The sequence below is a fragment of the Chitinophagales bacterium genome, assembly GCA_020635995.1.
Lineage (GTDB): Bacteria > Bacteroidota > Bacteroidia > Chitinophagales > UBA8649 > JAFMKE01.
The window spans coordinates 112,463-138,704 of sequence record JACJYS010000003.1; the positions used below are offsets into that span (position 1 = coordinate 112,463).

General features: G+C 32.0%; 29 protein-coding genes. 15 read left to right on the forward strand and 14 right to left on the reverse strand.

The window, feature by feature from the left end; translation table 11 throughout:
* Nucleotides 1-12: 12 nt before the first annotated feature.
* On the forward strand, nt 13-936 hold the full coding sequence (locus H6578_06255; protein ID MCB9226750.1) for a bifunctional riboflavin kinase/FAD synthetase: 924 nt from the start codon (nt 13-15) through the stop codon (nt 934-936).
* A 25-nt stretch (nt 937-961) separates the two neighbouring features.
* Here H6578_06255 and H6578_06260 read toward each other — a convergent pair whose 3' ends face one another.
* The 4 genes from H6578_06260 to H6578_06275 form a co-directional block, all read right to left on the reverse strand.
* Nucleotides 962-2,188, reverse strand: a complete 1,227-nt coding sequence (locus tag H6578_06260) for an ATP-binding protein (protein MCB9226751.1) — start codon at nt 2,186-2,188, stop codon at nt 962-964.
* A 94-nt stretch (nt 2,189-2,282) separates the two neighbouring features.
* On the reverse strand, nt 2,283-2,711 hold the full coding sequence (locus tag H6578_06265; protein ID MCB9226752.1) for a hypothetical protein: 429 nt from the start codon (nt 2,709-2,711) through the stop codon (nt 2,283-2,285).
* Nucleotides 2,708-3,721, reverse strand: a complete 1,014-nt coding sequence (gene holA / locus H6578_06270; GenBank protein MCB9226753.1) for a DNA polymerase III subunit delta — start codon at nt 3,719-3,721, stop codon at nt 2,708-2,710. Before holA ends, H6578_06265 begins: the two co-directional genes overlap by 4 nt.
* Nucleotides 3,718-4,488 carry an AMP nucleosidase gene (locus H6578_06275; protein MCB9226754.1) on the reverse strand — a complete coding sequence of 257 codons (771 nt, stop codon included), beginning with the start codon at nt 4,486-4,488 and terminating at the stop codon, nt 3,718-3,720. The genes holA and H6578_06275 overlap by 4 nt, the downstream gene beginning before the upstream one ends.
* 21 nt (nt 4,489-4,509) lie before the next feature.
* On the opposite strand from H6578_06275, the gene H6578_06280 reads away from it, so the two are divergent.
* From H6578_06280 to H6578_06300, 5 genes are all read left to right on the forward strand, one after another.
* Nucleotides 4,510-4,947: a type I restriction enzyme HsdR N-terminal domain-containing protein gene (locus H6578_06280; GenBank protein MCB9226755.1), complete on the forward strand. Its 438-nt coding sequence runs from the start codon at nt 4,510-4,512 to the stop codon at nt 4,945-4,947.
* 58 nt (nt 4,948-5,005) lie between these two features.
* Nucleotides 5,006-5,287, forward strand: coding sequence for a hypothetical protein (locus tag H6578_06285; protein ID MCB9226756.1), 282 nt, complete (start codon nt 5,006-5,008; stop codon nt 5,285-5,287).
* Nucleotides 5,288-5,418: 131 nt separating this feature from the next.
* Nucleotides 5,419-6,261 (forward strand): RnfABCDGE type electron transport complex subunit D, encoded by an 843-nt coding sequence (locus H6578_06290; protein MCB9226757.1) that lies wholly within the window; start codon nt 5,419-5,421, stop codon nt 6,259-6,261.
* A gap of 7 nt (nt 6,262-6,268) precedes the next feature.
* Nucleotides 6,269-7,747 carry a DUF2330 domain-containing protein gene (locus tag H6578_06295; GenBank protein ID MCB9226758.1) on the forward strand — a complete coding sequence of 493 codons (1,479 nt, stop codon included), beginning with the start codon at nt 6,269-6,271 and terminating at the stop codon, nt 7,745-7,747.
* Between the two features lie 64 nt (nt 7,748-7,811).
* Nucleotides 7,812-7,994 carry a hypothetical protein gene (locus H6578_06300; GenBank protein ID MCB9226759.1) on the forward strand — a complete coding sequence of 61 codons (183 nt, stop codon included), beginning with the start codon at nt 7,812-7,814 and terminating at the stop codon, nt 7,992-7,994.
* Nucleotides 7,995-8,104: 110 nt separating this feature from the next.
* Here H6578_06300 and H6578_06305 read toward each other — a convergent pair whose 3' ends face one another.
* Nucleotides 8,105-8,956: a lysophospholipid acyltransferase family protein gene (locus H6578_06305; GenBank protein MCB9226760.1), complete on the reverse strand. Its 852-nt coding sequence runs from the start codon at nt 8,954-8,956 to the stop codon at nt 8,105-8,107.
* Nucleotides 8,957-9,038: 82 nt separating this feature from the next.
* On the opposite strand from H6578_06305, the gene H6578_06310 reads away from it, so the two are divergent.
* The 3 genes from H6578_06310 (at nt 9,039) to H6578_06320 (ending at nt 11,353) form a co-directional block, all read left to right on the forward strand.
* Nucleotides 9,039-9,419: a hypothetical protein gene (locus H6578_06310; protein ID MCB9226761.1), complete on the forward strand. Its 381-nt coding sequence runs from the start codon at nt 9,039-9,041 to the stop codon at nt 9,417-9,419.
* A gap of 163 nt (nt 9,420-9,582) precedes the next feature.
* Complete coding sequence (locus H6578_06315) at nt 9,583-10,347, forward strand: hypothetical protein (protein MCB9226762.1); 765 nt, start codon at nt 9,583-9,585, stop codon at nt 10,345-10,347.
* A gap of 1 nt (nt 10,348) precedes the next feature.
* Complete coding sequence (locus tag H6578_06320; GenBank protein ID MCB9226763.1) at nt 10,349-11,353, forward strand: cytochrome-c peroxidase; 1,005 nt, start codon at nt 10,349-10,351, stop codon at nt 11,351-11,353.
* Nucleotides 11,354-11,357: 4 nt separating this feature from the next.
* Here the strand turns inward: H6578_06320 and H6578_06325 are convergent, their stop codons facing one another.
* Nucleotides 11,358-12,737, reverse strand: coding sequence for a GWxTD domain-containing protein (locus H6578_06325; GenBank protein ID MCB9226764.1), 1,380 nt, complete (start codon nt 12,735-12,737; stop codon nt 11,358-11,360).
* A gap of 67 nt (nt 12,738-12,804) precedes the next feature.
* Here H6578_06325 and H6578_06330 point away from each other — a divergent pair, with 67 nt between their 5' ends.
* Complete coding sequence (locus H6578_06330) at nt 12,805-13,419, forward strand: WbqC family protein (GenBank protein MCB9226765.1); 615 nt, start codon at nt 12,805-12,807, stop codon at nt 13,417-13,419.
* 3 nt (nt 13,420-13,422) lie between these two features.
* Nucleotides 13,423-14,178, forward strand: coding sequence for an rRNA pseudouridine synthase (locus H6578_06335; GenBank protein MCB9226766.1), 756 nt, complete (start codon nt 13,423-13,425; stop codon nt 14,176-14,178).
* A gap of 79 nt (nt 14,179-14,257) precedes the next feature.
* On the opposite strand, the gene H6578_06340 is transcribed toward H6578_06335, so the two are convergent.
* From H6578_06340 to H6578_06360, 5 genes are all read right to left on the reverse strand, one after another.
* Complete coding sequence (locus H6578_06340) at nt 14,258-15,475, reverse strand: saccharopine dehydrogenase family protein (GenBank protein ID MCB9226767.1); 1,218 nt, start codon at nt 15,473-15,475, stop codon at nt 14,258-14,260.
* A 36-nt stretch (nt 15,476-15,511) separates the two neighbouring features.
* On the reverse strand, nt 15,512-16,342 hold the full coding sequence (locus tag H6578_06345; GenBank protein MCB9226768.1) for an energy transducer TonB: 831 nt from the start codon (nt 16,340-16,342) through the stop codon (nt 15,512-15,514).
* A complete protein-coding gene (locus H6578_06350) occupies nt 16,320-16,976 on the reverse strand; it encodes a hypothetical protein (GenBank protein ID MCB9226769.1) in 657 nt (218 codons plus the stop codon). Before H6578_06350 ends, H6578_06345 begins: the two co-directional genes overlap by 23 nt.
* Before the next feature lie 46 nt (nt 16,977-17,022).
* Nucleotides 17,023-17,655 (reverse strand): carboxypeptidase-like regulatory domain-containing protein, encoded by a 633-nt coding sequence (locus H6578_06355; GenBank protein MCB9226770.1) that lies wholly within the window; start codon nt 17,653-17,655, stop codon nt 17,023-17,025.
* Between the two features lie 64 nt (nt 17,656-17,719).
* A complete protein-coding gene (locus tag H6578_06360) occupies nt 17,720-18,676 on the reverse strand; it encodes a T9SS type A sorting domain-containing protein (GenBank protein MCB9226771.1) in 957 nt (318 codons plus the stop codon).
* A gap of 161 nt (nt 18,677-18,837) precedes the next feature.
* Here H6578_06360 and H6578_06365 point away from each other — a divergent pair, with 161 nt between their 5' ends.
* Complete coding sequence (locus H6578_06365) at nt 18,838-20,373, forward strand: glycine--tRNA ligase (protein ID MCB9226772.1); 1,536 nt, start codon at nt 18,838-18,840, stop codon at nt 20,371-20,373.
* A gap of 122 nt (nt 20,374-20,495) precedes the next feature.
* Entirely contained in the window at nt 20,496-20,948 is a 453-nt protein-coding gene (locus tag H6578_06370; protein MCB9226773.1) for a hypothetical protein, read from the forward strand.
* A 14-nt stretch (nt 20,949-20,962) separates the two neighbouring features.
* Here H6578_06370 and H6578_06375 read toward each other — a convergent pair whose 3' ends face one another.
* Complete coding sequence (locus H6578_06375; GenBank protein MCB9226774.1) at nt 20,963-21,430, reverse strand: hypothetical protein; 468 nt, start codon at nt 21,428-21,430, stop codon at nt 20,963-20,965.
* 147 nt (nt 21,431-21,577) lie between these two features.
* Between H6578_06375 and H6578_06380 the strand changes: the two genes are divergently transcribed.
* Nucleotides 21,578-22,885 (forward strand): adenosylhomocysteinase, encoded by a 1,308-nt coding sequence (locus H6578_06380; protein MCB9226775.1) that lies wholly within the window; start codon nt 21,578-21,580, stop codon nt 22,883-22,885.
* A gap of 77 nt (nt 22,886-22,962) precedes the next feature.
* Entirely contained in the window at nt 22,963-23,385 is a 423-nt protein-coding gene (locus tag H6578_06385) for a RidA family protein (GenBank protein MCB9226776.1), read from the forward strand.
* A gap of 57 nt (nt 23,386-23,442) precedes the next feature.
* Here the strand turns inward: H6578_06385 and H6578_06390 are convergent, their stop codons facing one another.
* Complete coding sequence (locus H6578_06390; protein ID MCB9226777.1) at nt 23,443-25,080, reverse strand: VWA domain-containing protein; 1,638 nt, start codon at nt 25,078-25,080, stop codon at nt 23,443-23,445.
* The gene (locus H6578_06395; GenBank protein MCB9226778.1) at nt 25,068-26,225 is read right to left on the reverse strand and encodes a homogentisate 1,2-dioxygenase; all 1,158 of its coding nucleotides are present in this window, start codon (nt 26,223-26,225) and stop codon (nt 25,068-25,070) included. Before H6578_06395 ends, H6578_06390 begins: the two co-directional genes overlap by 13 nt.
* Between the last annotated feature and the right edge of the window lie 17 nt (nt 26,226-26,242).

Here is a 26,242-nt window from a genome sequence, read left to right on the forward strand (position 1 = left end):
TGAACCCTTATAATGCAGGTATTTAAAAGTTTAGACAATCTCCCTCAGTTTAAAAATGCTGTTGTAACCATTGGTACTTTTGATGGCGTTCATTTAGGACATCAGAAATTACTGGAACGCATAAACGAATTAGCAAAAAAAAATGATGGCGAAAGTATTTTAATCACTTTTCATCCTCATCCACGCTTTGTTGTTCAACCCGATAGCGATTTAAAATTATTAAACACTATTGATGAAAAAATAGATTTGCTAAAAAAATACAAGGTTAATAATGTTGTAGTAGCACCTTTTAGCAAAGAGTTTAGTAATATGCCGGCTATTTCTTATGTGAAAGATTTTTTGGTTGAAAATTTTAAACCCCACACTTTAGTTATTGGTTACGACCACCATTTTGGTAAAAACAGAAGTGGAAATATAGATTTGCTTGAAGAATACAAAGATATTTTTGGATATAATGTAGAGCAGATTAGTAAAGAAACCATACAAGATATAGGCATTAGCAGCACTAAAATTAGAGAAGCTTTGGCACAAGGAAAAGTGCAAACTGCTAATAAACTTTTAGGTCATGAATATAGTATAAATGGTTTTGTAACAAAAGGAGAACAACTAGGCAGAAAAATAGGATTTCCTACGGCAAATGTGCAACTTTTAGTAGATTACAAACTCATTCCTAAAAATGGAGTATATATTGTAAATGTAAAAGTTAAAAATAGTCTGTACAAAGGCATGTTAAACATAGGTGTGCGACCAACCATAGAAGGACTTAACAAAACAATTGAAGTGAATATTTTTGATTTTGACCAAGATATTTATGGCGAAAAAATAGAAGTAATTTTGCTAAAATATATTAGAGAAGAACAAAAGTTTGAATCTTTAGAAGCTCTAAAGCAACAACTAAATAAAGATAAAGCAGAGGCTCTTGCTTATTTTCAATAAGAAGTGTTTTCGGTAGGAAAAGTTATTAAAAATCAAGTAACCAGTTAAACACATTTAAGTGCTGTACACCATTTCTATCTTGTGTAAATGAATCGGTTGTGAGCAAATATTTAGGATAATTATCAGAAATTTTTTCAAGTGAACCAAATTCTCTTTCTATAGTTTTTTGCGTAGATAATTCCCAAGCTACTTGATAATATTCTATACCACCGGTAGTTGTTTTACACACAAAATCTACTTCTGTATTTCGTGCTGTGCCTGTCCAAATTTTATTACCTCTACGCAAAAGTTCTAAATACACAATGTTTTCTAAAATATGTCCTCTGTCGGTATTGCGTTCTTTACCTACTAAAATATTGAGTAAACCTACATCTACCAAGTAGTATTTTTCTTGTGTGGCAAGCTGCTTTTTGCCTTTCAAATCAAAGCGATTAACTTTATAAAACACAAAACTTTCTACTAAATAATCCAAGTATTTTTCAACTGTGGCGTGGTGTATGCTTTGCCCGTCTTGTTTTAATGTTTTAGAAATATTGCTTGGAGAAAGCATACTGCCAATGTTTGAAGCCGTATATTTTACAATGTTTCCAAATGCTCTTTTATCATTTATTTGGTGGCGTTGTGTTATGTCTTTTTCTACAATAGTAGTATAAATGGCTTCTAAATATTCATATATTTTGTCAAAACCTTCCTTACGCAGCTCAACGCCTTTTGGCAATGATGTTTCGTTTACATAATCAAAAAACAAAGCCTCATAGTTAAGATATTTGTTTGATGTGTCAATGCTGCGAGTGGTTAAATACTCCTTAAAAGAAAAAGGTAAAATAGAAATTTCTATATAGCGACCACTTAACAATGTAGCCAATTCGCCCGACAATAAAAAGGCGTTTGACCCTGTTATATAAACATCTGTATATTCTGTTGCAAAAAGACCATCTACCAATTTCTCAAATTGTGGAATATTTTGCACTTCGTCTAAAAAAATATAATTCTGCTTGTCGGCTTGCAATTTTGCTTTAATTTCAAAATAAATATCACTCCACGATTTATCAAGAAAGTTTTCGGGCAACTCAAAATTATAAGACTGAATTTGTTTTTTGCCTACACCTAATTTTAACAGTTTGTCCCGAAACAAATTTAATAAAGTTGATTTGCCCGACCTACGCAAACCACTTACTACTTTTATAAGGTCTTTATCTTTGTAAGACAACAGCTTATCAATATATTCCTTCCTATTTGTATAGCTACTCACAAAACAAAAATACAAAATAAATTATCAAAACTTGCATTTTTTGCAAGTTTTGATAATTATTTATTAAATTTAGATAAAGATAAAATAGTGGTACTTACTTATTTTGAATAGTCCTATTATCATTAAAACTAAAAGATTTAGTTGTGGTTTTTCCATTTATAGAATATTTCAAAACACCATCTCTATCCGTTTTTATTTTTGATTTTGTTTTATCTATGCTTTCATCATTTTTATCTGCCACAATATTAACTACCACTAATTTTTCGCCCTCGTCAGTTACAAAAGTTTTAAATAAATAAGGCACGCCATAAATATATACGGCTTCTATCTTCGCATTTCCATTCTCCTCATATTTTATAGTATAAGAAGTAGAAGTGGAACTCCCATTGGGGTTTTGCATACCCATAGTTGATTGCGTTCTTATTGAACTTATAATTTTCAAATCTTCCGTATTTTGCTTAACTTTTTTACTGTTAGCACAGCTACTTAAAAAAACTAAAGCGATTATCATCATTCTTATCATGTGGCATATATTTTATAGGTTAATTCTGTTAATAATTCCGATGGCGTAGCACTTTTATTTCCTAATCCTTTTGATTTTAGGTCATATTCTCCTATTAAAATAAAAATTTTTTCAAGCTGCTCAACAGAATATTTCTTTGCGTATTTTTTATATTCTTTAGCAATAAAAGGATGTAGTTTTAGCAAAGCACCAAAAGACCTTTCGTCCATATTGCCCGAAAATTTAGTTAAATATACTTTTTGATAAAAACCATTAATTGTGCCAAGTGCCATTTGCAGCACTAAACTTTTAGGATTTTGCTCAAAATAATGCAAAATTTTATACGATTTTTCATAGTTTTTTTGTCCTAAAGCATCGGTAAATTCAAAAATATTATAGTCTTTTGAAGCTCCAATATTTTTTTCAATATCTTCTTCTGTTATATTTTTATCATTACCTTTTATCAGCAGTAATTTATCTAACTCATTTACAATTTTAGAAATATCGGTTCCTAAAAATTCGGCTAAAATTTCAATTCCTTTAGGATTTATTTTTAATCCTTTTTCTTTAGCATAAGCAGAAATCCAGCCTACAACTTCATAATCTCGTATAGCTTTTGATTCTAATGCTACACTTTCCTTGTGGTTTATAATAGTTTTAAAAATCTTTTTCCTTTTATCGGGCGAACTATGTTTGTATGCCAGCACTAAAATAGTAGAAGGCACAGGATGATTAAAATAACTTTCTAAATCATTAAAAGACTTTAATTGCTGTGCTTCTTTTACTATAATTACCTGATGTGTAGCCGCCATAGGCAATCTCATAGCTATATCTTTAATTTGCCCGGCATCTACATCTTTTCCATAAACCACCTGCTGATTAAATGCTTTTTCATGTTCTGCTAAAGCATTTTTTTCAATGTAATCTACCACTTTATCTATGTAGTACGATTCATCACCAAACAAAAAATATAAAGGTTTATATTTCTTGCCATTTAATTCTTTTAATATCTGTTTAAAATCCTGAATCAAAACCGTAAGTGTTTAATAGTCATACCGTTATTAATAAGTTGCTTTAATGATTCTATACCCAATTTTAAATGCAATTCCACAAAATTTGAAGTAATTTTTTCATCACTTGATGAAGTTTTTACGCCATCGGGAATCATAGGCTGGTCAGAAACTAACAATAAAGCACCCGCTGGTATTTTATTGGCAAAAGCGGTGGTAAATATGGTAGCAGTTTCCATATCTATACCCATGGCTCTTATTTTTTTCAAATACTTTTTAAACTTTTCATCAAACTCCCAAACTCTTCTATTAGTGGTATAAACCGTACCCGTCCAATAGTCGTTTCCGTTATCCCTTATGGTAGTAGAAATGGCTTTTTGCAAAGCAAATGCCGGTAGAGATGGCACTTCTGCCGGAAAATAATCATTACTTGTTCCTTCGCCTCTTATAGCCGCTATGGGAAGAATAAAATCGCCTAAATTATTTTTCTTTTTAAGTCCGCCACATTTACCTAAAAATAAAGCACCTTTGGGTTTTATAGCAGATAGGCAATCCATAATAGTAGCCGCATTAGGACTTCCCATTCCAAAATTTATAATGGTAATACCTTGTGCCGTTGCAGAAATCATAGCTTTATCCCTTCCATTTACTTCTACACCCATTTGGGTTGCAAACATTTCTACATAATTACCAAAATTAGTGAGCAGAATATATTGTCCAAATTTATCTAATGGCACGCCCGTGTAGCGTGGCAACCAATTTTCAACTATTTCTTGTTTTGTTTTCATAATAAACTATTTTTGTGTGCAATGATTAAAATTACTTTCAGAAAATATAATTTTAAGGTTTCCATTGAAAATGAAATTCATTACATTTTTGACGAAGTTAGAAAGAAAAAAATAAAACTTACGCCAGAAGAGTGGGTTAGGCAAAATTTTATACATTTTTTAATGTATGATTTGCAATATCCTAAAGCAAAAATTGCTGTAGAAAAGGAAATAATTATTAATGATTTAAAAAAAAGATTTGATATTTTGGTTTATGATACCGCTATGCAACCTTTTTTATTAATAGAATGTAAATCGCAGAATGAAAATATAAATGAAAATGTTTTAGAGCAAAGTTTAAGATATAATATGCAACTAAAAGTGCCATACATCTGCATTAGCAATGGAACTTACACCTATGCTTGGGATGTTAAAACAACGGATATTAAACCTTTAGAAACACTACCTCAATATGTTTAAAAAAGTAATTACTGCTCCCAAATTATTGAAATTTATAAGTAATAATTTTGCTTCGGCAATGGCATTATTTCCTTTTATTTTAATAAAAAATGAGGGTTTAAAAACCAATCAAATCCTTATAAATCATGAGCTTATTCATCTTCGCCAACAATTAGAAATGCTGGTTTTGCCTTTTTATATTTGGTATATTTCAGAATACTTTATTAGACGCTTGCAATACAAAAGCCATTATGAAGCGTATAAAAACATTTCTTTTGAAAGAGAAGCGTATGCCAACCAACAAAATTTAAAGTATTTAAAAGAAAGAAAGTTTTGGAGTTTTATTGAATACGTAATGTAATACCAATTGTTAAAATTTACATTCGTGCCACCACTTCAAATGGTGGCACGAATACAGCATCTCAAAAAAATATTTTCACTTCACTTTATGGAAAATTAAAATCTTGTGTATCTCAATACTAAAACTGAGATATGCAAAGCAAAAATTTCATAAACCATACCTTAACTTATTTTCAAGATGCACGCCATTTTCAAATTGCCTATTTAAGCAGTTTTCTTTTGTTAGGAATTTTACTTTTGGGCTGGCAGCAGCATTTAGCTCAGTATATTTTAGTTATTTCTACAGCATTGTTTACACAAGCATTGGGTGCTAAATTTATTGCTAAGCAAAATATTTCTTTAAAAAGTGCTTTTATTACTTCTTTAGGTCTTTGCCTTTTACTACACACCAACCATTATTACACAGCCATAATTGCTGCTTTTGTAGCCATAGCCGGCAAATTTTTAATACGATATAAAGGCAAACACATTTTTAATCCCGTAAATTTTGGAATTGTTATCATGCTCATTTTTTCTAATGATGCGTGGATTTCTCCGGGACAATGGGGCAACCATTTAATTGTACTTTTTGCCGTTGGAATATTAGGTTTTTTAGTACTTAAAAAAGTAAACCGATTAGATGCCAGTATAACTTTTATTTTGGTATTCTGTGGCTTAAACTTTATTCGTTCCGTAATATATTTAGGCTGGACTCCCGATGTTTTTTATCATCAAATAAGTAGCGGCACGCTTGTTTTATTTACTTTCTTTATGATAACTGACCCTATGACCACGCCAAACCATAGAAAAGCAAGAATAATTTGGGTAAGCTTAATTGCCATTGTGGCTTTTATAGTTAGCAATTATGTTTACATTTTTGCAGCACCTATTTGGGTACTCTTTTTTGCTTCGCCTCTTACACCTGTATTTGACAAAATATTTACCGCTCAAAAATTTGAGTGGAATCAATCAAAATCAATTTTAAACTTTAAATAATATAAACATGAAAAATTTAGTTAGCACATTAATTTTGGCAAGTATCGTTCTTTTACCAATAAAAGGATTTAGCTTTTGCGGGTTTTATGTGGCAAAGGCAGACATTAATATTAAAAACGAAACATCTGAAGTTATTTTAGCCCGAAAAGGCAACAAAACTGTAGTAACTATGAGCAATGACTTTAAAGGAGATGTTAAAGATTTTGCTATGGTAATTCCCGTACCTGTTTTATTGCAAGAAAACGATATTAAAGTAATAGACCGTTATATTTTTGATAAATTAAATACTTATACGGGACCTCGTTTAGTAGAATATTACGACCAAAATCCTTGCTATGACGGTAGAATATACTACGACATGATGCCATCTATGTCAATGCAAAAAAATGAAACAGCTATACAAGAAAGTGAGGCTAAAGAATTAGGCGTGGCTATAGAAGCACAATACACCGTAGGAGAATATGATATTTTAATTTTATCGGCAAAAGAATCGGAGGGATTGAAAATTTGGTTAGATAAAAATGGCTATAAAATTCCTGCAAATGCGGAAGAAGTGATAGAGCCATACATTAAAAACAAACTAAAGTTTTTTGTAGCTAAAGTAAATTTAGAAGAGCAAACTAAATCCGGTTTTAATCATTTGCGGCCAATACAAATAACCTATGAAAGCAATAGATTTATGCTACCAATACGATTAGGAATGGCAAATGCCGATAAAGCTCAAGATTTAATTATTTATGCTTTTAGCGAAGAAGGACAAATAGAAACCACCAACTACAGAACAGCTAAAATACCAACGGATAAAAATATACCTACTTTTATAAAAGATGATTTTAGCAATTTTTATGCTGATGTATTTGAAACGGCTTATAAAAGAAACAATAAAAATGCGGTATTTTTAGAGTATAGCTGGGATTTGAATAGTGAAAATTATACCAAATGCGACCCGTGTGCTACTACACCTCCAAGCTATGCGGAGCTAAAAGATGCAGGTGTTTTTTGGGTAAACAGCGGATACAACAATGGCTGGGGCGGAGCGGACTACAGTGGAAAACTACACATTACAAGACTGCATGTTAAATACGATAGGAAAAACTTTCCTCAAGATTTGTTTTTCCAATCTACACCTAACAAACAGTCTTTTCAAGGAAGATATATAATGACCCACCCCGTACAAGAAGCCATAACTTGCAAAGAAGCAGAAAACTATTATTTAAAAGTATTAGATAGAAGAGAAAATGAGCTTGAAAACTTAGCGTATCTTACAGAATGGAACACCGATAAATACGATTATTACTTAAAAACCTACGAGCGAAAATATGAAAGAGTAAAAGGAGATAGAGGAAACTTTTTGCCTGTATTTAAAAATCCTTTTAACAATAATAATACGCCTAATGGAACTATAATGATAGTGTTTTTAAGTGTGTTGCTTTTAATCTGTACTTGGTTTATTAAAAAATCTATAAAGCCTAAAGTACAGCATTAATAAAATTAAGTTATAAATAAATTTGTGCCACTACTCCAAGTTTATTTATATTTGTACAAGAGCAATGAAAATTCAATATACTACTAAGGAAGAAAGCAATTATATGCAAGAGCAAGAGTTTTTAGCGTTAAAACCTGTAGAACGAATTTATGCTTTTTTACGATTGAGCGAAAAGCTAAAAGATTTTCCAAGTAAAAAAGAAGTAGAAAAAAAAGATAATTTTTTGATTATTATTAATACTAATTAAGCCGAGTTTTAATGATTTAATTTTGAGTAAAATAAAATCTAACAGTGCACATAATCGTGCCACGACTTAAAGTCGTGGCACAAGTGTATCTAACTCCTCAAATATAAATACTAAAACCCATGCTTCCACCTATTATGACTCCAAAGATACTCGCTTGGGTTTTCTTTTATTTGTTGTTCTAATCTATGTGCATAATCTTGTGTCAACTTTTCAACTGTATAATCCTGCGGATTGCTACACAGATTTTCTACATACATAGTATAATATCCGGGTTTTGTTCTTTTGGTATAAACGTAAACCATAGGTTGATTGAGTTCTATAGCTTTAGCTGCCGCTCCTGCTAAAAAAAGGGTTTTTCTTCCAAAAAAATCTACCCAAACACCACTTTTTTTGTTAGAAGGACTTTGGTCTGCTATAAAAGCATTAGCTATAATTTGTGTGTTGTTTTTATAAAATTCGCTTACTTCTTTAGTTGAAACCAAAATAGCTCCATATCTGCTTCTGTTTGCTTTTATCCAATTATTTATTTGTTGGTTTTTTACAGGCTGATAAATAGCAACAAGCTGTGGCGTTATTTGAAGAGGAGCAGCTAAAGCCGGCCATTCCCAATTATTGTAATGCCCAAAAACCATAACTACACTTTTGCCACTTTGGGCATATTCTTTTATAATACCCTCGTCTATTTTAAACCTATTGAGTATATTTTTTTTACTTATAGTAAAAGATTTAATCCCTTCGCAAATTAAAAGATACAAATGCTTATAAAAACCTTTTAAAGTTTGTTTATAAAACAACTCACTTTCATTGGGATAGGCAATTTTTAAATTCTTTAAAATTACTTTTTGTCTATATTTTAAAACATGAGCTATAATTAAATAAAAAGGAAATAGTTTTATTCTAATAAGCCAAAACGGGAGTATGCTTATAGGGTAAATTACTATTTTTAAAAGTATGCCTAACATTTATAAATGTAAAAGTAACAAGATTAAAATAATTGATACATAAATTGAGTAAATAGCGTTAATTTTTCGTAATTTTGCAGTAGTGAAAAGGGTGTTAGCCATATTATTACTATTCATTTTTTCTGCACCGCTGTTAATAAGAGTTGGCGTAATGGGAAATTGGGTAATAAATCACGAATATATTGCAAAATATCTTTGTGTACAAAAGGATAAACCCAACAATAAATGTAATGGAAAGTGCCATTTAGCTAAAAGTCTTCAAAAAGTAGATGAAGTAGAAGAAAACGGAGATAAAAACGCTATAAATATTCCTCATTTTGAATTTCAGTTTTTTACGCAAGTAGAAGAAAATACTTTAGGAATTATAGTTTCAGACAATAAATTTCCATATAATAACACTATTAATGAAATAAAAACTCAGTTTGAGCCTTCAATTTTAATTCCTCCACCCAAGTTTATTTAATTTTTTCAGATTAAATTTTAGTGCAAATAATACCAATTGTTAATGCAAAATAGTCTAAATTATTATGTATTCCTAAACGGTATAATAATAGTTTGTGCAAGATTTTCTATGCCCTAAAAGCATATAGTAAACAATTATTCTACAAAAAAACAATTTTAAAAAAATGAAAAAATTAAATATATTATTGATAGCATTTTTAGCTATCTCATTCAGCTTAGTTTCTTGTGATAAAAATAACGATGATGACGACCATGACCATGAAGGTACAGGAACTGTTGAAATGAAATTTGACTACGTTTGGGGTATGAGCAATGCTGCTTTTACTATGAATACAGATTTATTTCACCCAATGACATCAGATACTTTAAATGTATCATTGTTTAAATTTTATATTTCTAATGTAAAATTAAAAGACATGGACGGCAACTGGTGGGCAGAAGAAGAAAGCTACCATTTAGTTAATGCTTCTACCGCATCTTCAAACACTATAACTTTAAGTGGTGTACCTGCCGCTCATTATACCGAATTATCTTATACTATAGGTGTTGACAGTGCCAGAAATGTATCGGGTTCTCAAACAGGAGCTTTAGATCCGGCAAACGATATGTTTTGGAGCTGGAACAGTGGCTATATCATGATGAAAATAGAAGGAACAAAAGTTGGCGGAGGATCATTTAGCTATCATTTAGGTGGTTTTAGCGGTGCTAATAATGTAGTAAGCGTAAAATCTACCGATTTTGGAGGTTCTCATTTAATGTTAGATGCCGATGCCACTAAAACTATAAATTTATCTGCTAATCCTGCTAAATTTTGGCACGGAACAGGCGGTGTAGATTCATTGCCTGCTATGATACACATGCCTAATGCTACGGCTACAGAAATGGCTTCTAATTTTACAGGCAGTTTCCAGTTTGTAAGTGTAGAGTAAAATGAAAAACTTAGCAAGTATATTAATATTGCTCAGTGTAATATTGGTATCGTGCCATAAAGAAACGGATACACCGGCTTATCCGGTGTATCCTTCTTATTTTCCTGCTCCTGTTTATCAGTTTACTATCAATAAACTAACAGAAAATGGCTTTTTATTAGGCAGAAAATTGTTTTTTGACCCTTTTTTATCAAAAGACGGTAGTATTTCTTGTGCCAGCTGTCATCATCCTAATAAATATTTTGCAGATGAAGGAATGGCTATAAGTGAAGGTGTAGGCGGTAAATTTGGAATAAGAAATGCCCCCTCTATAACCAATACTGTATTTACTCCCGCTTTTATGTGGGACGGAGGTGTGGCTCATTTAGATGTTTCTGCTTTGCCTGCACTAACAGACACTAATGAAATGGCTGAAACAATGGCTCATCTAATTGAAAAACTAAATAATCATGCAGAATATCCTGCTTTGTTTGAAAAAGCTTTTGGTAGCGATTCTATTTATACGCAGGTGCTATTTTATGCTTTTTCGCAGTATGTAGGTAGTGTGGTTTCTGCTTCGGCAAAATACGATAAAGTAAAGCAAGGCAAAGCTTCTTTTACACAAAAAGAACAAGCCGGTTATGCAATTTTTAAAACACAATGTAACTCTTGCCATACAGAACCTTTATTTACAAATTATAGCTACAAAAATAATGGATTAGATAATAATTTTTCTGAAGATTTAGGCAGAGGCAGAATAACGCTTTCTCCGGCAGACGAAGGAAAATTTAGAGTTCCGTCATTAAGAAATGTAATGCAAACCGCTCCGTATATGCACGGTGGGCGTTTTGCTACTATAAATGAAGTTTTAAACCATTATACCAATGGAATAGTACAAAGTGCTACTTTAGATGAAAGTTTACAAAATGGAATTTCTTTAAGTGAAGCGGATAAAACAAATTTGATTTTATTTTTGCACACACTTACCGATGAAGACATGAGAAATAATAGTAAATACTACGAGTAAGGGGCTAATAATTGTTATTTTTAATAATTCTATCCCATTCTTTATCAAACATTTGATTTTTTAAAGTAGAATGAACCAGCGGAAACTCATTTTGAGCCAAAGGATTTTCTACAAACATAAATTTCACATTGCCCTGCCCTTCAAGAAATTCGTAGGTCCAAACTTCTATTCTGCCAAAATCTCGGGTATTGCGTTCTAATCTTTCAGTAGGTTTACCGTATTTCAAGTATGTTATCCCTCTTGAAGTTTCATTGCCTTCTATCATGGTATTGCCAAATTCATCATCGGCAAATTTTACTAAATTGGCATATTCCATCCATCTATCTTCAGGATTTTTACTATCTCTTTTGCTCCAAAAACTGTAAAAATAATTTTGCATTAATGCTAAATCTTTACTGTCAATAGCTCCATTTATAGCGGCTTCTTCAAATTTATCGGCTATAGGTTTTAAGGCATTTAAGTGATGCGTTATATTTCTTAAATCATATTTTTTGGCAAAATTATTTTCTATTACGCCCAATCCCCTATTTTCTACCACATCAAGGTCTTCTTTTAGCTTATTATATCGTTGAAAAAACATACGTTTTCTATCTGCAACTTCATTTTTATCGTTTCGCAGTTCTGCATAAATATAATAGTTGCCACTGGGCAAAGTAGTAATATCAAAACCACTTAAAATAGCGTCATTTTCACTACTACTCAATTTTTTAAAATTTGCATATTTCTCTATAACCTTATTATTTTCATTGGTAATATAATACCGCACAAAATAAGATGTTGACGGAGAATGATAAGCCTCTGCATAAAATTGTATTGTACTTACTTCAGTTGGGTAATAGTTAATAAATTTAGGTGTTAATTCCTTTTCATTTTTTACAAAAACGCTGTTTTCAGTAGCATCTTTTACATCGCTAAGCAGAGAAATATCAGATAAAAAGGCTGTGTTTTCTATTAGTTTGTTTATTTCAATATTGTCGGTAAAATAATTTGTAGAATCATTCAAATCTAAAAACTGCATACTCAACTCTAAACTGTCTTGAACAAAAGGAATATTTACTACATCAGATAAATTGACCAATGTTTGGGTATTTTCTTTATACTGAGGAGAATTTACTACGTAAACATGCTTAAAAACCTCTTCGTTGGTTTGGTTTATTAGTTGAATAGCTACCAATACTTTTGCTTGATAATCTTTATTGTTAGCCACAGTTTTATAAGCCACCACATTGCCGGGTATTAAATAGGCTAATTCAATATATTGTTTTTCTTGTTTTACATCATAATACCTTTTTACGGTTGTAAAAACATCTAAATTATCGGCAAAAACAGATAAAAAAATGCTTTGCAAACCTAAAATTAATATTGTTCTAAAAATCAAATTCATTAATAACTATACATTAAACACTAAAAATTAATACCGCTTTGGTACAACTTACTACCTTTGCGAAGATATGGCAAAAAAACTCTTAATTGAACTTCCGTACTTAGGCAATTTAGCTTATTATAATATTTTGACAAAATTTGATACTATTTTATTGGAAAAACACGCTTTTTTACAAAAATCAAGCTACAGAAATAGGTGCGATATAGCCGGAGTAAATGGAAAGTTAACGCTTTCTGTACCTGTGGTGGGCGGAAAAGACAAAAAGCAATATTACAAAGAAACCAAAATTAGTTATGAGCATCCTTGGCTTAAAGACCATTGGAATAGTTTAAGTGCTGCCTACAGGCGGTCGCCCTATTTTGAGTTTTATGAAGATAAATTTGAAGAAGTTTACCATAAAAAGTATCCATATTTATATGAACTAAATTTTGCTTTTTTTGAATTGATAATGAAGCTACTTAAACTAAATAAAAAAGTGGAGTTTACGGAAAGTTATAAAAAGGAATACAATGAAGATGTAGCGGATTTCAGGTCGTATTTTTTACCTAAAAAAAATCAAGAAATAGGTATATATTACACCCAAGTTTTTGAAGACAGAAACGGATTCATTAATAATTTGAGTATTGTAGATTTATTGTTTAACGAAGGACCAAATGCCACAAATTTAATAGAAGGAATATAAGCCATGAAAAGAAGAAATGAGCAACAAAATGAAGAAATGAGGCTAAATAAATATTTAGCACATTCGGGGGTGGCATCCAGAAGAAAATCTGATGAATTTATAGCACAGGGCTTGGTAAAAGTTAATGGGAAAGTTATAACAGAAGTAGGATATAAAGTGCTGTTGACTGATAAAGTGGAATTTGACGGCAAGCCTGTAAATCCCGAAAAAAAAGTATATATTTTATTAAATAAGCCCAAAGGTTTTATTACCACCACAGACGATGAAAAAGACCGAAGAATAGTAATGGATTTAGTGAAAGGAGCTTACAAAAAAATGAAAATAAACGGCAGTTTGCGTTTGTATCCTGTAGGCAGGTTAGATAGAAACACAACAGGCGTGTTGCTTATAACTAATGATGGCGATTTATCTAAAAAACTAACACACCCGTCAAGTAGCGTAGCTAAAGTATATAAAGCCACTTTAGATAAACCTTTACTTAAAGAAGATTTTGACAGTATAGCTAAAGGAACTATGCTGGAAGATGGGGCTGTTCCAATAGACGAAATAGCTTATCCAGAGCCAAATAGTCCTAATATTATTGGTTTAGAAATACACTTAGGACGAAACCGAATAGTAAGGCGGCTGTTTGAACACTACGGCTACACGGTAGAAAAATTAGACAGAGTACTTTTTGCAGGCTTAACTAAAAAAGACCTTCCCCGTGGCAGGTGGCGTTTCCTTACCGATAATGAAGTAAGAGAATTGAAAAGAGGGTAACTGACTAAGAATATTTTATACTCGATCATTACCATATTCCCAAATATTCATCTGACTTCTGAAATATGAATATCTACTATTAATAATCGCTAAAAGGTATTTTAGGGTTTACGTACTCTTGCCAAGGTAAGCCGTAACCGCCTATTTCTGCCATAAAATCATCTGGATTCATTTCTTCTACATTATATACGCCTGCTTGCATCCACTTACCTGTCAGCATTAATTTTGCTCCCAGCATAGCCGGTACACCTGTGGTGTAGCTTACACCTTGGCTTTTGGTATCATCATAAGCATCTTGGTGTTTGCAGTTATTGCGTATAAAATAGGTTTTTTCTTTCCCGTCTTTTATACCTTTTATATAACAACCTATTGATGTTTCGCCTGTATAATTTTCTCCTAACGAGCCTGGCTCTGGTAATATAGCTTTTAAAAATTCAATTGGAACAATATCATGCCCTTGAAATTTAATGGGTTTAATACTGGTAATACCTATATTTTGCATTACCCTTAAATGTGTAATATATTCTTGCCCAAAAGTCATCCAAAAACGAGCACGTTTTATAGTAGGGAAATTTTTAACCAAACTTTCTAATTCTTCATGGTACAATAAATAACTTTCTCTTTCTCCTATATTATGATATTCTATAGGCTGATGTATGCTCATGGCAGGGATTATTTCCCATTTTCCATTTTTCCAATATTTACCGTCTTGAGTTATCTCTCTAATGTTAATTTCAGGGTTAAAATTAGTAGCAAAAGCTTTGCCGTGGTCGCCACCATTACAGTCCACTATATCTAAATAATGTATTTCATCAAAATGATGTTTTGCAGCATGTGATGTATAAATTTGTGTTTGTCCTGGGTCAAAACCGCAACCCAAAAGAGCCATTAATCCTGCTTTTTTAAATTTTTCTTGATATGCCCATTGCCATTTGTATTCAAATTTTGCTTCGTCTTTTGGTTCGTAGTTTGCCGTATCTAAATAATGTACGCCTGTTTCTAAACAAGCATCCATTATAGTTAAATCTTGATAAGGCAATGCTACGTTTATTACCATTTTTGGTTTAAAACTATTAATTAGTTCTACCAGTTCGGGTACATTATCAGCATCAACTTTTGCTGTTTTTATTTTACTTCTATTAGGATATTTTTCTGCTACTTCATTTGCTATGGCATCACATTTTGATTTTGTACGGCTTGCCAACATTATATCTGTAAAAATATCTGCTACTTCAGCACATTTATACGCTACAACTTTACCCACTCCACCAGCTCCAATTATTAAAACTTTAGACATTAATTTTTTATTTTTTTTGCAAAGATAGTTAAGAACTTAAAAAGTAAAATTAATTATTACATCTTTCCAATAATTAATAGGGCTTCCATATTCTTTTGCTGATTCAAAAGGCACCATATTAAGCACGTGGGCTTTTGCTAATTCATCTAAAAATTCATCGCCTGTACTTTCCATTATTTCTGCTTCATCTACTATTCCTTTCTCGTTTATTCTAAATGAAACTACACATTGTATAGTTTTACCCATGTAAAGAGAATTGTTTTTATACGTAGGTGGAATAGGCGGATTGGAAACATAATCTTGTATGGCTTGCTCGCTACAATCGTATTTTTGCTGGTCTATTTTTAGTTTTAAACATTCTGAAGTATAAATAGGCGGTTCTTCTTTTTTTGCCATATCAAACTGAAGTTTTTCATAAGGTGTCAATTCCTCTTGCTTAAAATCTTTTATAAGTCTGCTTTGCTCATCAAAAGTTCTGTGCAGTTTTATTCTTCCTTTTTGATCGTATTCGTACCACTCTCCTACTGGTAAACCATTTTTATAAGTAGCTTCTAATTTAGGCTCTCCATTTTCATAATACTCCTTGGCTTCGCCATTAAGTTTATCGTCTGTAAAATAAAATTGTTTTACTAAGGCTTCCGTTTTTATATCGTAGCAGTTAAATGCTCCTTGTAGTCTGTTTTGGCTATCAAAATAGCATTCGCATTTATATACGGCATCTCTGGTGCTGGCATTTTGCCAATCTTCGTTAAAAAGGAGTGTTTTTTCTTGCTGTGCAAAAGCAGTATTAAATGTAAGTAGGAATAGGAAAATTAAAATTCCTAATAGATGAAATTGCTTAAATTTATTTCTGGGTTTTTGTTCCATCTTCACTATTTCCACAATAACTATCTACCAATCCCTTAGCATCTTCATAGCCAAACTTATATGATATTTTGGCATCTTTACAGGCTTTATCATCTTCTCCTAATGCTCTGTTTACAGAAGCTCTAACATAATACAGCTCTGGGTCTGAAGAAACTAAAGCAATAGCTTTTTGAATAATTATTTTAGCGGCCATTGGTTCTCCCAGTTCTAATAAACATCTACTTTTTAGTGCTAAACCTTTGGTATCATCGGGGTGTTGTTCTAAAAAATATATTACATTTTCTAAAGCCATAGAATAGCTACTTAAATCATAATATATTTCAGCTATATAATAATAGGCTTCGGTAAGTGTTTTATTAAAGGCTACGCCTTGTTTTAAATCTACAATAGCATCGTCAAAAATTTCAAAATTAAACTTTGCTATTCCTCTGTATAAATAGACTTGTCCGGCATATTTTTCATAACCTTCTTTTACGCCTTCGCCTATAAGTTTATCTCCGTATTGCATGGCTTCTCTATAATTTTCGGCTTCAACTAATGATTTCATTTTTTCAGCTCCTGCTTTAAAATCGCCTTGTGAGTAGGAATAAAAAATAATAGATAGCAGTACTAAAGTTAATTTGAATTGTTTCATATAGCTTGGTTTTTGGTTAAAGTTATTAAAAAAAACCGAATTATCGCTATTTTTTTGCTTTTCTTTTAAAATCTCCTCTTTTCCAAGCCTCTATAAACTGTGCCCAAGCAAACACATTAAAGATGTTTTGAGGTGGAGCTTGACCGGCATAATAAAATTTTCGTGCTTCTGATCTTAAGTAATAATTGCTGTTTTCTCTACCATCATAAGCTAAATTTTCGCCCATTTCTTTTAAGTATTCTCTCTCTAAATTTCTTAATGCTCTATCGGTATCTGTTTCTTCCGCTTTGTCTAAACTTAAAAATGCTTGTTTAAACATATCTTTTGTGGGCCAAGGATAAATACGTACCGTATCTAAATAATAAGTATTGGTAGTCATTAATTTAACTATTGAATATTTATTGGTTTGCAAATCGGTGGGTATGGCAAATTTGCTGTCTTTAAAACCTATGCAAGAAAAAAGGATGGTATCGCCTTCTTTTGCGGCAAAAGAAAAGAAACCCTCTTCGTTAGACATTGTACCTCTATTAGTACCACTTATTTTTATACTGGCAAAAGGGATACCCATAAGGGTGTCGGGTGTAAGTATATATCCCGAAAATTGAATGATTTCATCACTAATGTCTTGTGCTTTAGCTACTCCAAATAAAGTTATAAAAAGTAAAACATAATATTTCATGTATCAAAAGTAATAAGAAAAAAGTATAAAATATGGAGATTAACAGATATTAGGGTTTTGTATTTCACTTCTTAACAAATTGAGTATATTGTTCATTTACTTTAATAAAATAGATGCCCTCGGGGTAATCTTGAACATCAACATATATACTGTTTGTATTAAAAAGTAATGTTTTTTCTTCTACAACTTGACCAAAGTTATTGTAAATACCATAACTTGTTATTTTCTTGTCAATACTTATATTTAAAATAGCATTTGCTGGATTTGGATAGACACTTATGTTTTGTTTTATTTCTTTAATGGGTGTAGCAGGGCAAATTCCTACTTGCTTGCTTACTAATGTGGTATTACAATTTGCATCTATAAAATAACGCCAATAAGAACTACTGGCAAATGGACTCCAATTATTTTGTATGCCAAAAGTTAAAGTATCTCCGGCAGTACTCTCTTTTAAAGTAAAATATCCATCGCACGACATACCCAGAATAATTGCATTATATATCAATTCAATATTTCCATAAGAAGAAAATAGCTGAAATTCGTCCATTAATTTATTGAAGTTTAAGATGTCTGAACTATAAAACTCATTTATAATAAAATTGTTTAAGTGCGAATAATTTTGAGAATGTAGATTATACAATTGCATAAAAGAATCTAAAGGAGCAAAGGAAGAATAATTGCCATATTGTACCAAAGTATCTTTCCACGGAATACTATCGTATATACTAAACCGTATCCCCATGGGATAAGAGTTATTTAAAGAAACTTCCCATGTATGCATATTAAAATCTTGAGCTTGTGCGTCAATTACAGTAAATAATCCCAGTATTTTTTCTACTTGGGCAATAGGCATTCTAATGCTATCATAATTTACATTAGTAGAATCATCTAAAGCGTTAAATAGTAATTGATAATTTATATCATCTCTATAATTTGAATCAATAGTGGCTGTATAAGTACAATTTTGACTTTGAGCCCATGAAAATAAACTAAAGCTAAGAAAAAATAGAATTGTACGCATATTAAATTAATTTGGAAAAATAAAGATAATAATTTTTACATATTTTTTATCAATTACTGCCAATAACTAATCTTGAAAGTTCTAACTTTTAAGAATTTCCCAATTACCTTATTTACAAATTAACTAATTCCCTACCTTTGCGTTTCAAAAATTGAATATAAATGGCTCAACAAGACGATTTGTTTAAAAATATAGTTTCGCACGCTAAAGAATACGGTTTTATTTTTCAATCATCTGAAATATATGATGGGCTTAGTGCCGTGTATGATTACGGACCTAATGGCGTAGAGCTAAAAAACAACATTAAACAATACTGGTGGAAAGCCATGGTGCAAATGCACGAAAACATAGTGGGTATTGATGCCGCTATTTTTATGCACCCACTTACTTGGAAAGCCAGCGGCCATGTTGATGCGTTTAACGACCCACTAATTGATAATAAACAAAGTAAAAAACGCTATAGAGCAGATGTTTTGGTAGAGGAACACATAGAAAAAATCAACCAAAAAATTCAGAAAGATGTAGATAAAGCCAAGGCACGTTTTGCCGATGCTTTTGATGAAGCACAGTTTAGAAGCACCAACCCAAATGTGGTACGCAGACAAGAAGAAATAGATGCTATTGAAGCCCGTATGAAAAAATGCTTAGAAAATGAAGATTGGGCAGATTTTAAGCAAATGATAGAAGATTTAGGTATTGCCGACCCTGTTTCCGGTTCAAAAGAATGGACAGATGTACGTCAGTTTAACTTAATGTTTAACACGCAACTGGGAAACATAGCCGGAGAAGAAGGAAAATTATACCTACGCCCCGAGACAGCTCAAGGTATTTTTGTTAATTTTTTGAATGTATTAAACACTTCTCGCCAAAAAGTGCCTTTTGGTATAGCACAAATAGGTAAAGCATTTAGAAACGAAATAGTGGCACGCCAGTTTATTTTCCGTATGCGGGAGTTTGAACAAATGGAAATGCAGTTTTTTGTACGCCCGGGCGAGCAAAAAAAATGGTACGAATACTGGAGAGATACCCGACTAAATTGGCATAAAACATTAGGCTTAGGAGCAGACAACTATCGTTTTCACGACCATATAAAAACAGCTCATTATGCCGATGCCGCTTTAGACATAGAATTTAATTTCCCCTTTGGTTTTAAAGAACTGGAAGGTATTCATTCCCGAACAGATTTTGATTTAAAACAACATCAAGAGCTAAGTGGTAAAAAACTACAATACTTTGATCCGGAAATTAACGAAAGCTATGTGCCTTATGTTATAGAAACGTCTATTGGTTTAGACCGTATGTTTTTAGCTACGCTAAGTGCCTGCTTAAAAGAAGAAGATTTAGGCGAAGGCAAAACAAGAACGGTGCTTTCTTTACCTCCTGTGTTGGCTCCTGTTAAAGTGGCTATTTTCCCTTTAACTAAAAAAGACGGCTTACCCGAAAAAGCAAGAGAAATTTTTAATAAACTTCGGGTTGATTTAGCCGTAGAATACGAAGAAAAAGACAGCATAGGCAAACGCTACAGACGCCATGATGCCATTGGTACGCCTTATTGCATTACTATTGACCACCAAACATTGGAAGACAATACCGTAACCATAAGAGAACGCGACACAATGGAACAAGAGCGTGTAGATATAGACAAAGTTCGTCAAGTGGCTTTGGAAAGATGTAGCTGGGGGAAAGTGCTGGGATAAAACAAACAGAAAACGGATTATCATGACGGAAATTTTGAAGCATGAAAAATTATCCGTCATCTTATATAAATTAGTTTAGCTTAATTTAATAAATGTTTTATATTTTTGCAAAAAAAAACAATATGAAAAGAATAAGCTTATTTTTATTTTTTGCAATTAGTATAATTTATTTTTCGTGTAACGATAACGATGATGACAATAATGATAACGGCATATATGGTGTATGGAATGTAACGGATGTAAATACATTAGACTGTAATAGTAATGGTCAAAGTTTTACTTATACATATACTTATCAAATTTCAATTGATAAATTGGGAGAAGACTCTATTATTATTACTAATTTGAATGAAAGAAATTTTACTTTTAAAGGTATCTTTACCGGAAGTTCTCTAAGTTTTTCTAACGGTTCTTCAGGTAGTGGGGCTTGTAGTGGTACAGGAATATTCTCTAATAATACCATTAACTTTACTATAGGTTGTCATAATGCTAATCTATATGGAGATTATGGAGCAGATTGCCCAAATTTTTATTATATAACTAGTGTTGACAAACAAACTTCAGCCAATAGATAGAGAAATATAAAATATTACTCCACATACACCATTTTAGAGTAAGTAACTTCATCTGAATTTTCGTAGTAGTCAATTTTAGATTTGCTGTTATTAGGGAAATAAATTTGCATATAAATATCCCCCTTTTCTATAGCTTCAAATGTTTGGCTATAATATATTTCGTCAACATAGGTAAAATGCCACCCACTCATAAAAGAAGCATCAAAAAACCAAAAATTAGCATAATCATTTGGATTATTTTGTTGAGAAATAACAATTTTCAAACTCGCATTTTCTTCTAAATTAGCCACCATACCATAGCTTTCATATCCTTGAATAGTATCTGTTTCTATTTCTGTAGAGTCTGTTTCTGTCTGTTGCAATATATTTAACCCAAAACTGGTAGAGGCAGGGTAAGTAATTTTGTTTTTAGGGTCGTCATCTTCTTTTTTACAGGCTAAAATAGTTACAATTAATACTAATAATAAAGTTAAATTTTTCATTCTTTTTAAGTTTTGACTTCTAATATAGATGTTTTTTTATAATTAATGTAGATTAGAAACATATAAAAATTAGAATTTTACATTAACAATACTTATATTTCTTAGTAGCAAAGAATTTGTATCTTTGCACCTCGTTAAAAAATAAAAATGAGTACAAATACAATGAATTACAAAGTAAAAGATATTTCCTTAGCAGAATGGGGAAGAAAAGAAATTAGACTTGCGGAAGCAGAAATGCCGGGTTTAATGTCGTTGAGAGAAGAGTTTGGAGCATCTAAACCATTGAAAGGAGCAAGAATAGCAGGCTGTTTACACATGACTATTCAAACGGCAGTTTTAATAGAAACTTTAGTAGAATTAGGTGCAGATGTAACTTGGTCTTCTTGCAATATATTTTCTACACAAGACCACGCAGCAGCAGCTATAGCCGCAGCAGGAGTGCCTGTTTTTGCTTGGAAAGGCATGAACGAAGAAGAATTTGACTGGTGTATAGAGCAAACATTGCACGCTTTTGAAGGTGGCAAGCCTTTAAATATGATTTTAGATGACGGAGGAGATTTAACCAATATGGTTTTAGACCGCTATCCTGAATTGGTAAAAGACATTAGAGGAATTTCTGAAGAAACTACCACAGGCGTACACCGTTTATACGAAAGAGAAAGAAAAGGAACTTTAGCATTGCCGGCTATTAATATTAATGATTCAGTTACAAAATCTAAATTTGATAATAAATACGGCTGTAAAGAATCTTTAGTAGATTCTATAAGAAGAGCTACAGATTTAATGTTGGCAGGTAAAACGGCAGTAGTAGCAGGCTACGGAGATGTAGGAAAAGGTTCTGCCGCTTCTTTAAGAAATGCAGGTGTGCGTGTTACGGTTACAGAAATAGACCCAATATGTGCTTTGCAAGCAGCTATGGACGGTTTTGCTGTTAAGAAAATGGAAAATGCTGTAAAAGAAGCAGATATTATTGTTACCGCCACAGGAAATAAAGACATTATAAAAGGTGAGCATTTTAAAGGTATGAAAGATAAAGCCATTGTTTGCAATATCGGACACTTTGATAATGAAATAGATATGGCTTGGTTAAATAAAAACTATGGTAATACTAAAGATGTAATTAAGCCACAGGTAGATATGTATGAAGTTGATGGTAAAAATATTATAGTATTGGCAGAAGGTCGTTTGGTTAATTTGGGCTGTGCTACAGGGCATCCAAGTTTTGTAATGAGTAATTCATTTACTAACCAAGTGTTAGCTCAGTTAGAATTATGGACAAATACTGACCAATATGAAAACAAAGTTTATGTTTTGCCTAAGCATTTAGATGAAAAAGTTGCAGCACTTCACTTAGAAAAAATAGGTGTAGAATTAGAAGAACTTTCTCAAGAGCAAGCTGATTATATAGGTGTACCTAAAGCAGGGCCTTTTAAACCGGATTATTATAGATATTAATATCTCATAAATTAGAATTAAAAATGGCGAGCTAACACAGTTCGCCATTTTTTTTGGAAAAACCTTACTTTTACATCATGAAGTATAATGCAAATAATGCCCCTAAACCTGTAGGCGCTTACCCTCATGCTCGTAGAGCGGGCAATTTATTATTCCTTTCAGGAATAGGACCAAGAACTACAGAAGGCGACCACAGCGGTGTGCCGGGTTTAGAATTAGATAAAAATGGCAATTTTAAAACTTTTGATTTTGAAGCTCAATGTCATTCTGTTTTTAAAAATGTAAAAGCCGTTTTAGAAGATTGTGGAGCTAAGTGGGATGATTTAGTAGATGTAACCGTTTTTTTGACAGATATGAAGCGAGATTTTCATACCTACAACAAAATTTATGCTGAATATTTTAAAGATAACCAACCTTGCAGAACTACCTGCGAAATTAAAAGCCTACCTACACCTATTGCTATAGAATTAAAATGTATAGCATATTTAGGGAAAGATTGATAGATGATGGACATTTACAATATAGTTATGCAAAAAAAATCTAAAAGCGGAGCAGTCTTATTTAATTTTCACTTCTTTCATCAGTTCAGACTTTGCCTCTTGCTCATTTGACATTAGTCTATAATTTCCTCCGCCTGTGTTGGCTAAGTTTTGTATGTATGTTTTCTTCTTTTCGTCTGCCGAGTTGTTTAACTGCATTACAGAAAGACTTATGCCTTTATTCAAATTTGAATTTACAATATTTAAAGCCGTTGGGCTTACACCAAATTCGCCATCGGTGGCTATAATAATTTTGTTGTTTTCTTTAGGTTTAAAAGATTTAGTAGCAATTTGATAGGCTATTTCTAAGCCTTTTACTAAGTCGGTTCCCCCACTGGACTCTAAAGTATCTAATAGAATTTTTATTTTTAATTTGTCTTTAACTCCGGCATTTGGATAAAGCAATTTGGCATCACCGGAATAAGCTACTAAACTAATATTATCTTCTGGTCTTAGTATATTCATTAAATGGAGTAAACTTGATTTAAGTAAAGGAAATTTCCCCGATTTTAACATAGAAGGCGATACATCCATTAAGAAAACAATATTATTAATTTTTGCTCCTTCCAAACTGTTTTCGTTAGTAGCATCAAATACAGCTTTAGTTACAGTCGGTTTTGCTATTTCAGGAGCTAAATCTTCTTTTTTTGTCAATAAATTTTCTGTAGCGATAGCTTCTTTTTTTACATCTATTTGGCTTACGGTTCTTTTAGCATAAAAAGGCAAAGGTTCTTCGGTGTATTGCAAAAAATTAATATTTGCTTGCTTTACTAAATTATTATATGCTCCGGCACTTCCTGTTTTTGTTGCCGATGAATTAAAAGCTTCCACAGCATTGTATAAAAACACCTCTAATTCTTCATCGGTTTTGTTAGACTGCAAAAACTGCTCCGCCCAGCTGGCAATTTCATTAGCGGTATTTTCTATTTCTTTTTTATGATTTTCCATTTCCAGCGTGCCTATCCTAAACTCGCCTTCTCTTCTTAGTACATTTAAGTTTACTATTTTATTGGCATCTTGCAAAGCTTTATTGAGCATAGCTAAATAAGATTTTAATTGTATGTCATTTTTGCTTCTCATAGCCATAATAACATTCTTACTTTGCCCCACTATATTTTTTAAAATATACAAATCTTCATTAAGATCTTTCTTTTTAAAATTAATGGCACAAGACAGTGAAAAATCATAGCTTAAATCTACAAATTCCTTAGCTATAGCATCTAACTGCTCTAAAATTAGCATACAATCTTTGTAATAATTGATAGTGTATTTAGTGTTTTGTAGTTGCAAGCATAAATTATTAAACATAGTTACTTTTGCATACAGCACTACAATATTTTTTTTATAATCAAACAATCTATTCCCTGTATTTTCAGAACCCGGATTTGAAGCTAAAGATTTTACAAAATCTTCACTTATAGTTTGAGTAAATTGAAATTTAGGTAGTGTTTTAGCTTGTTTACTTGTGTTCCAAATATTAAGTTGCTGCTGAAAAATTATCAGTTTGTTTTCATTAAGGTTAATATGCCAAATTAAGGAGTTGGCTTTTTGTGTAAATTCATTAATTTTCTTTTGCTCAACTTTTAAATCTTGTTGGGCATAAGAAAATTGCACTAATGCAATAGACAGCAGTAAAAACTTACTTAATGCACCCATGATTTATAATAATCGGCATCTTCTATTTTTAAGGCAAAATCGGTAATTTGAAGTGGCTTAAATGTATCTACCATTACTGCAAGTTCTTCTGTAGCTTTTTTGCCTATGCTTTTTTCTACCGCTTCGCCATGCGGACCGTGAGGCACACCTAATGGATGCAAGCTAAACATACCTTCTACCACATCGGTTCGGCTCATAAATTTTGGTGCTACATAATAAAGCACTTCATCGCTATCTACATTGCTGTGGTTATATGGTGCAGGTATAGCATCGGGATGATAGTCATATAGCCTTGGCACAAATGAACAAATAACCAAACCGGCAGATGCAAAAGTTTGATGTATAGGCGGAGGTAAGTGAACACGACCTGTTATAGGTTCAAAATTATGTATAGAAAAAGTATAAGGATATAAATATCCGTCCCAGCCTACGGCATCAAAAGGATGAAATTTATAGGTATAATCGTATAATAAATCATCTTTTTTAATTTTAATTAAAAACTTGCCTTCTTCATTGTGTGATTTTAATTTTTTAGGTGGATGCATATCTCTTTCGCAAAAAGGAGAATGTTCTAATAATTGTCCAAATTCATTTCTATATCTCTTTGGCGTTACTAATGGACTGTAAGATTCCACTACCAAAAGTCTGTTATTTTCATTATTAAACTCCAATTGATACACTGTTCCTCTTGGTATTATAATATAATCTCCTTCTACAAAAGGTAATTCGCCATATATAGAATGCATAGTGCCTGTTCCTTTGTGTACAAATATCATTTCATCGGCATTGGCATTTTTATAAAAATAATCAGTCATTGATTTTTTTGGAGCTGCCACGGCAATGCTGCAATCACTATTAAACATTAAGGTTTTTCTACTTTCTAAAAAGTCATTTTCAGGCTTAACATCAAAACCAAAAAACTTTCTACACTTCATATTATGCGTTAAAGTAGTTTTAGGAGCAATATTAACAGGCTCGCCCACACTTAAAACTGCCGTAGGCAAGTTGTGATGGTATATTAAAGAGTAAACACTATCAAAACCAATAGTAGAAACTAATTCTTCTGAATAGAGCTTTCCTTTTTCGTTTCTAAATTGTACGTGTCTTTTGTTGGGGATTTCGCCTAATTGAAAATATCTTGACATGGCTTATTGAAGTTTGG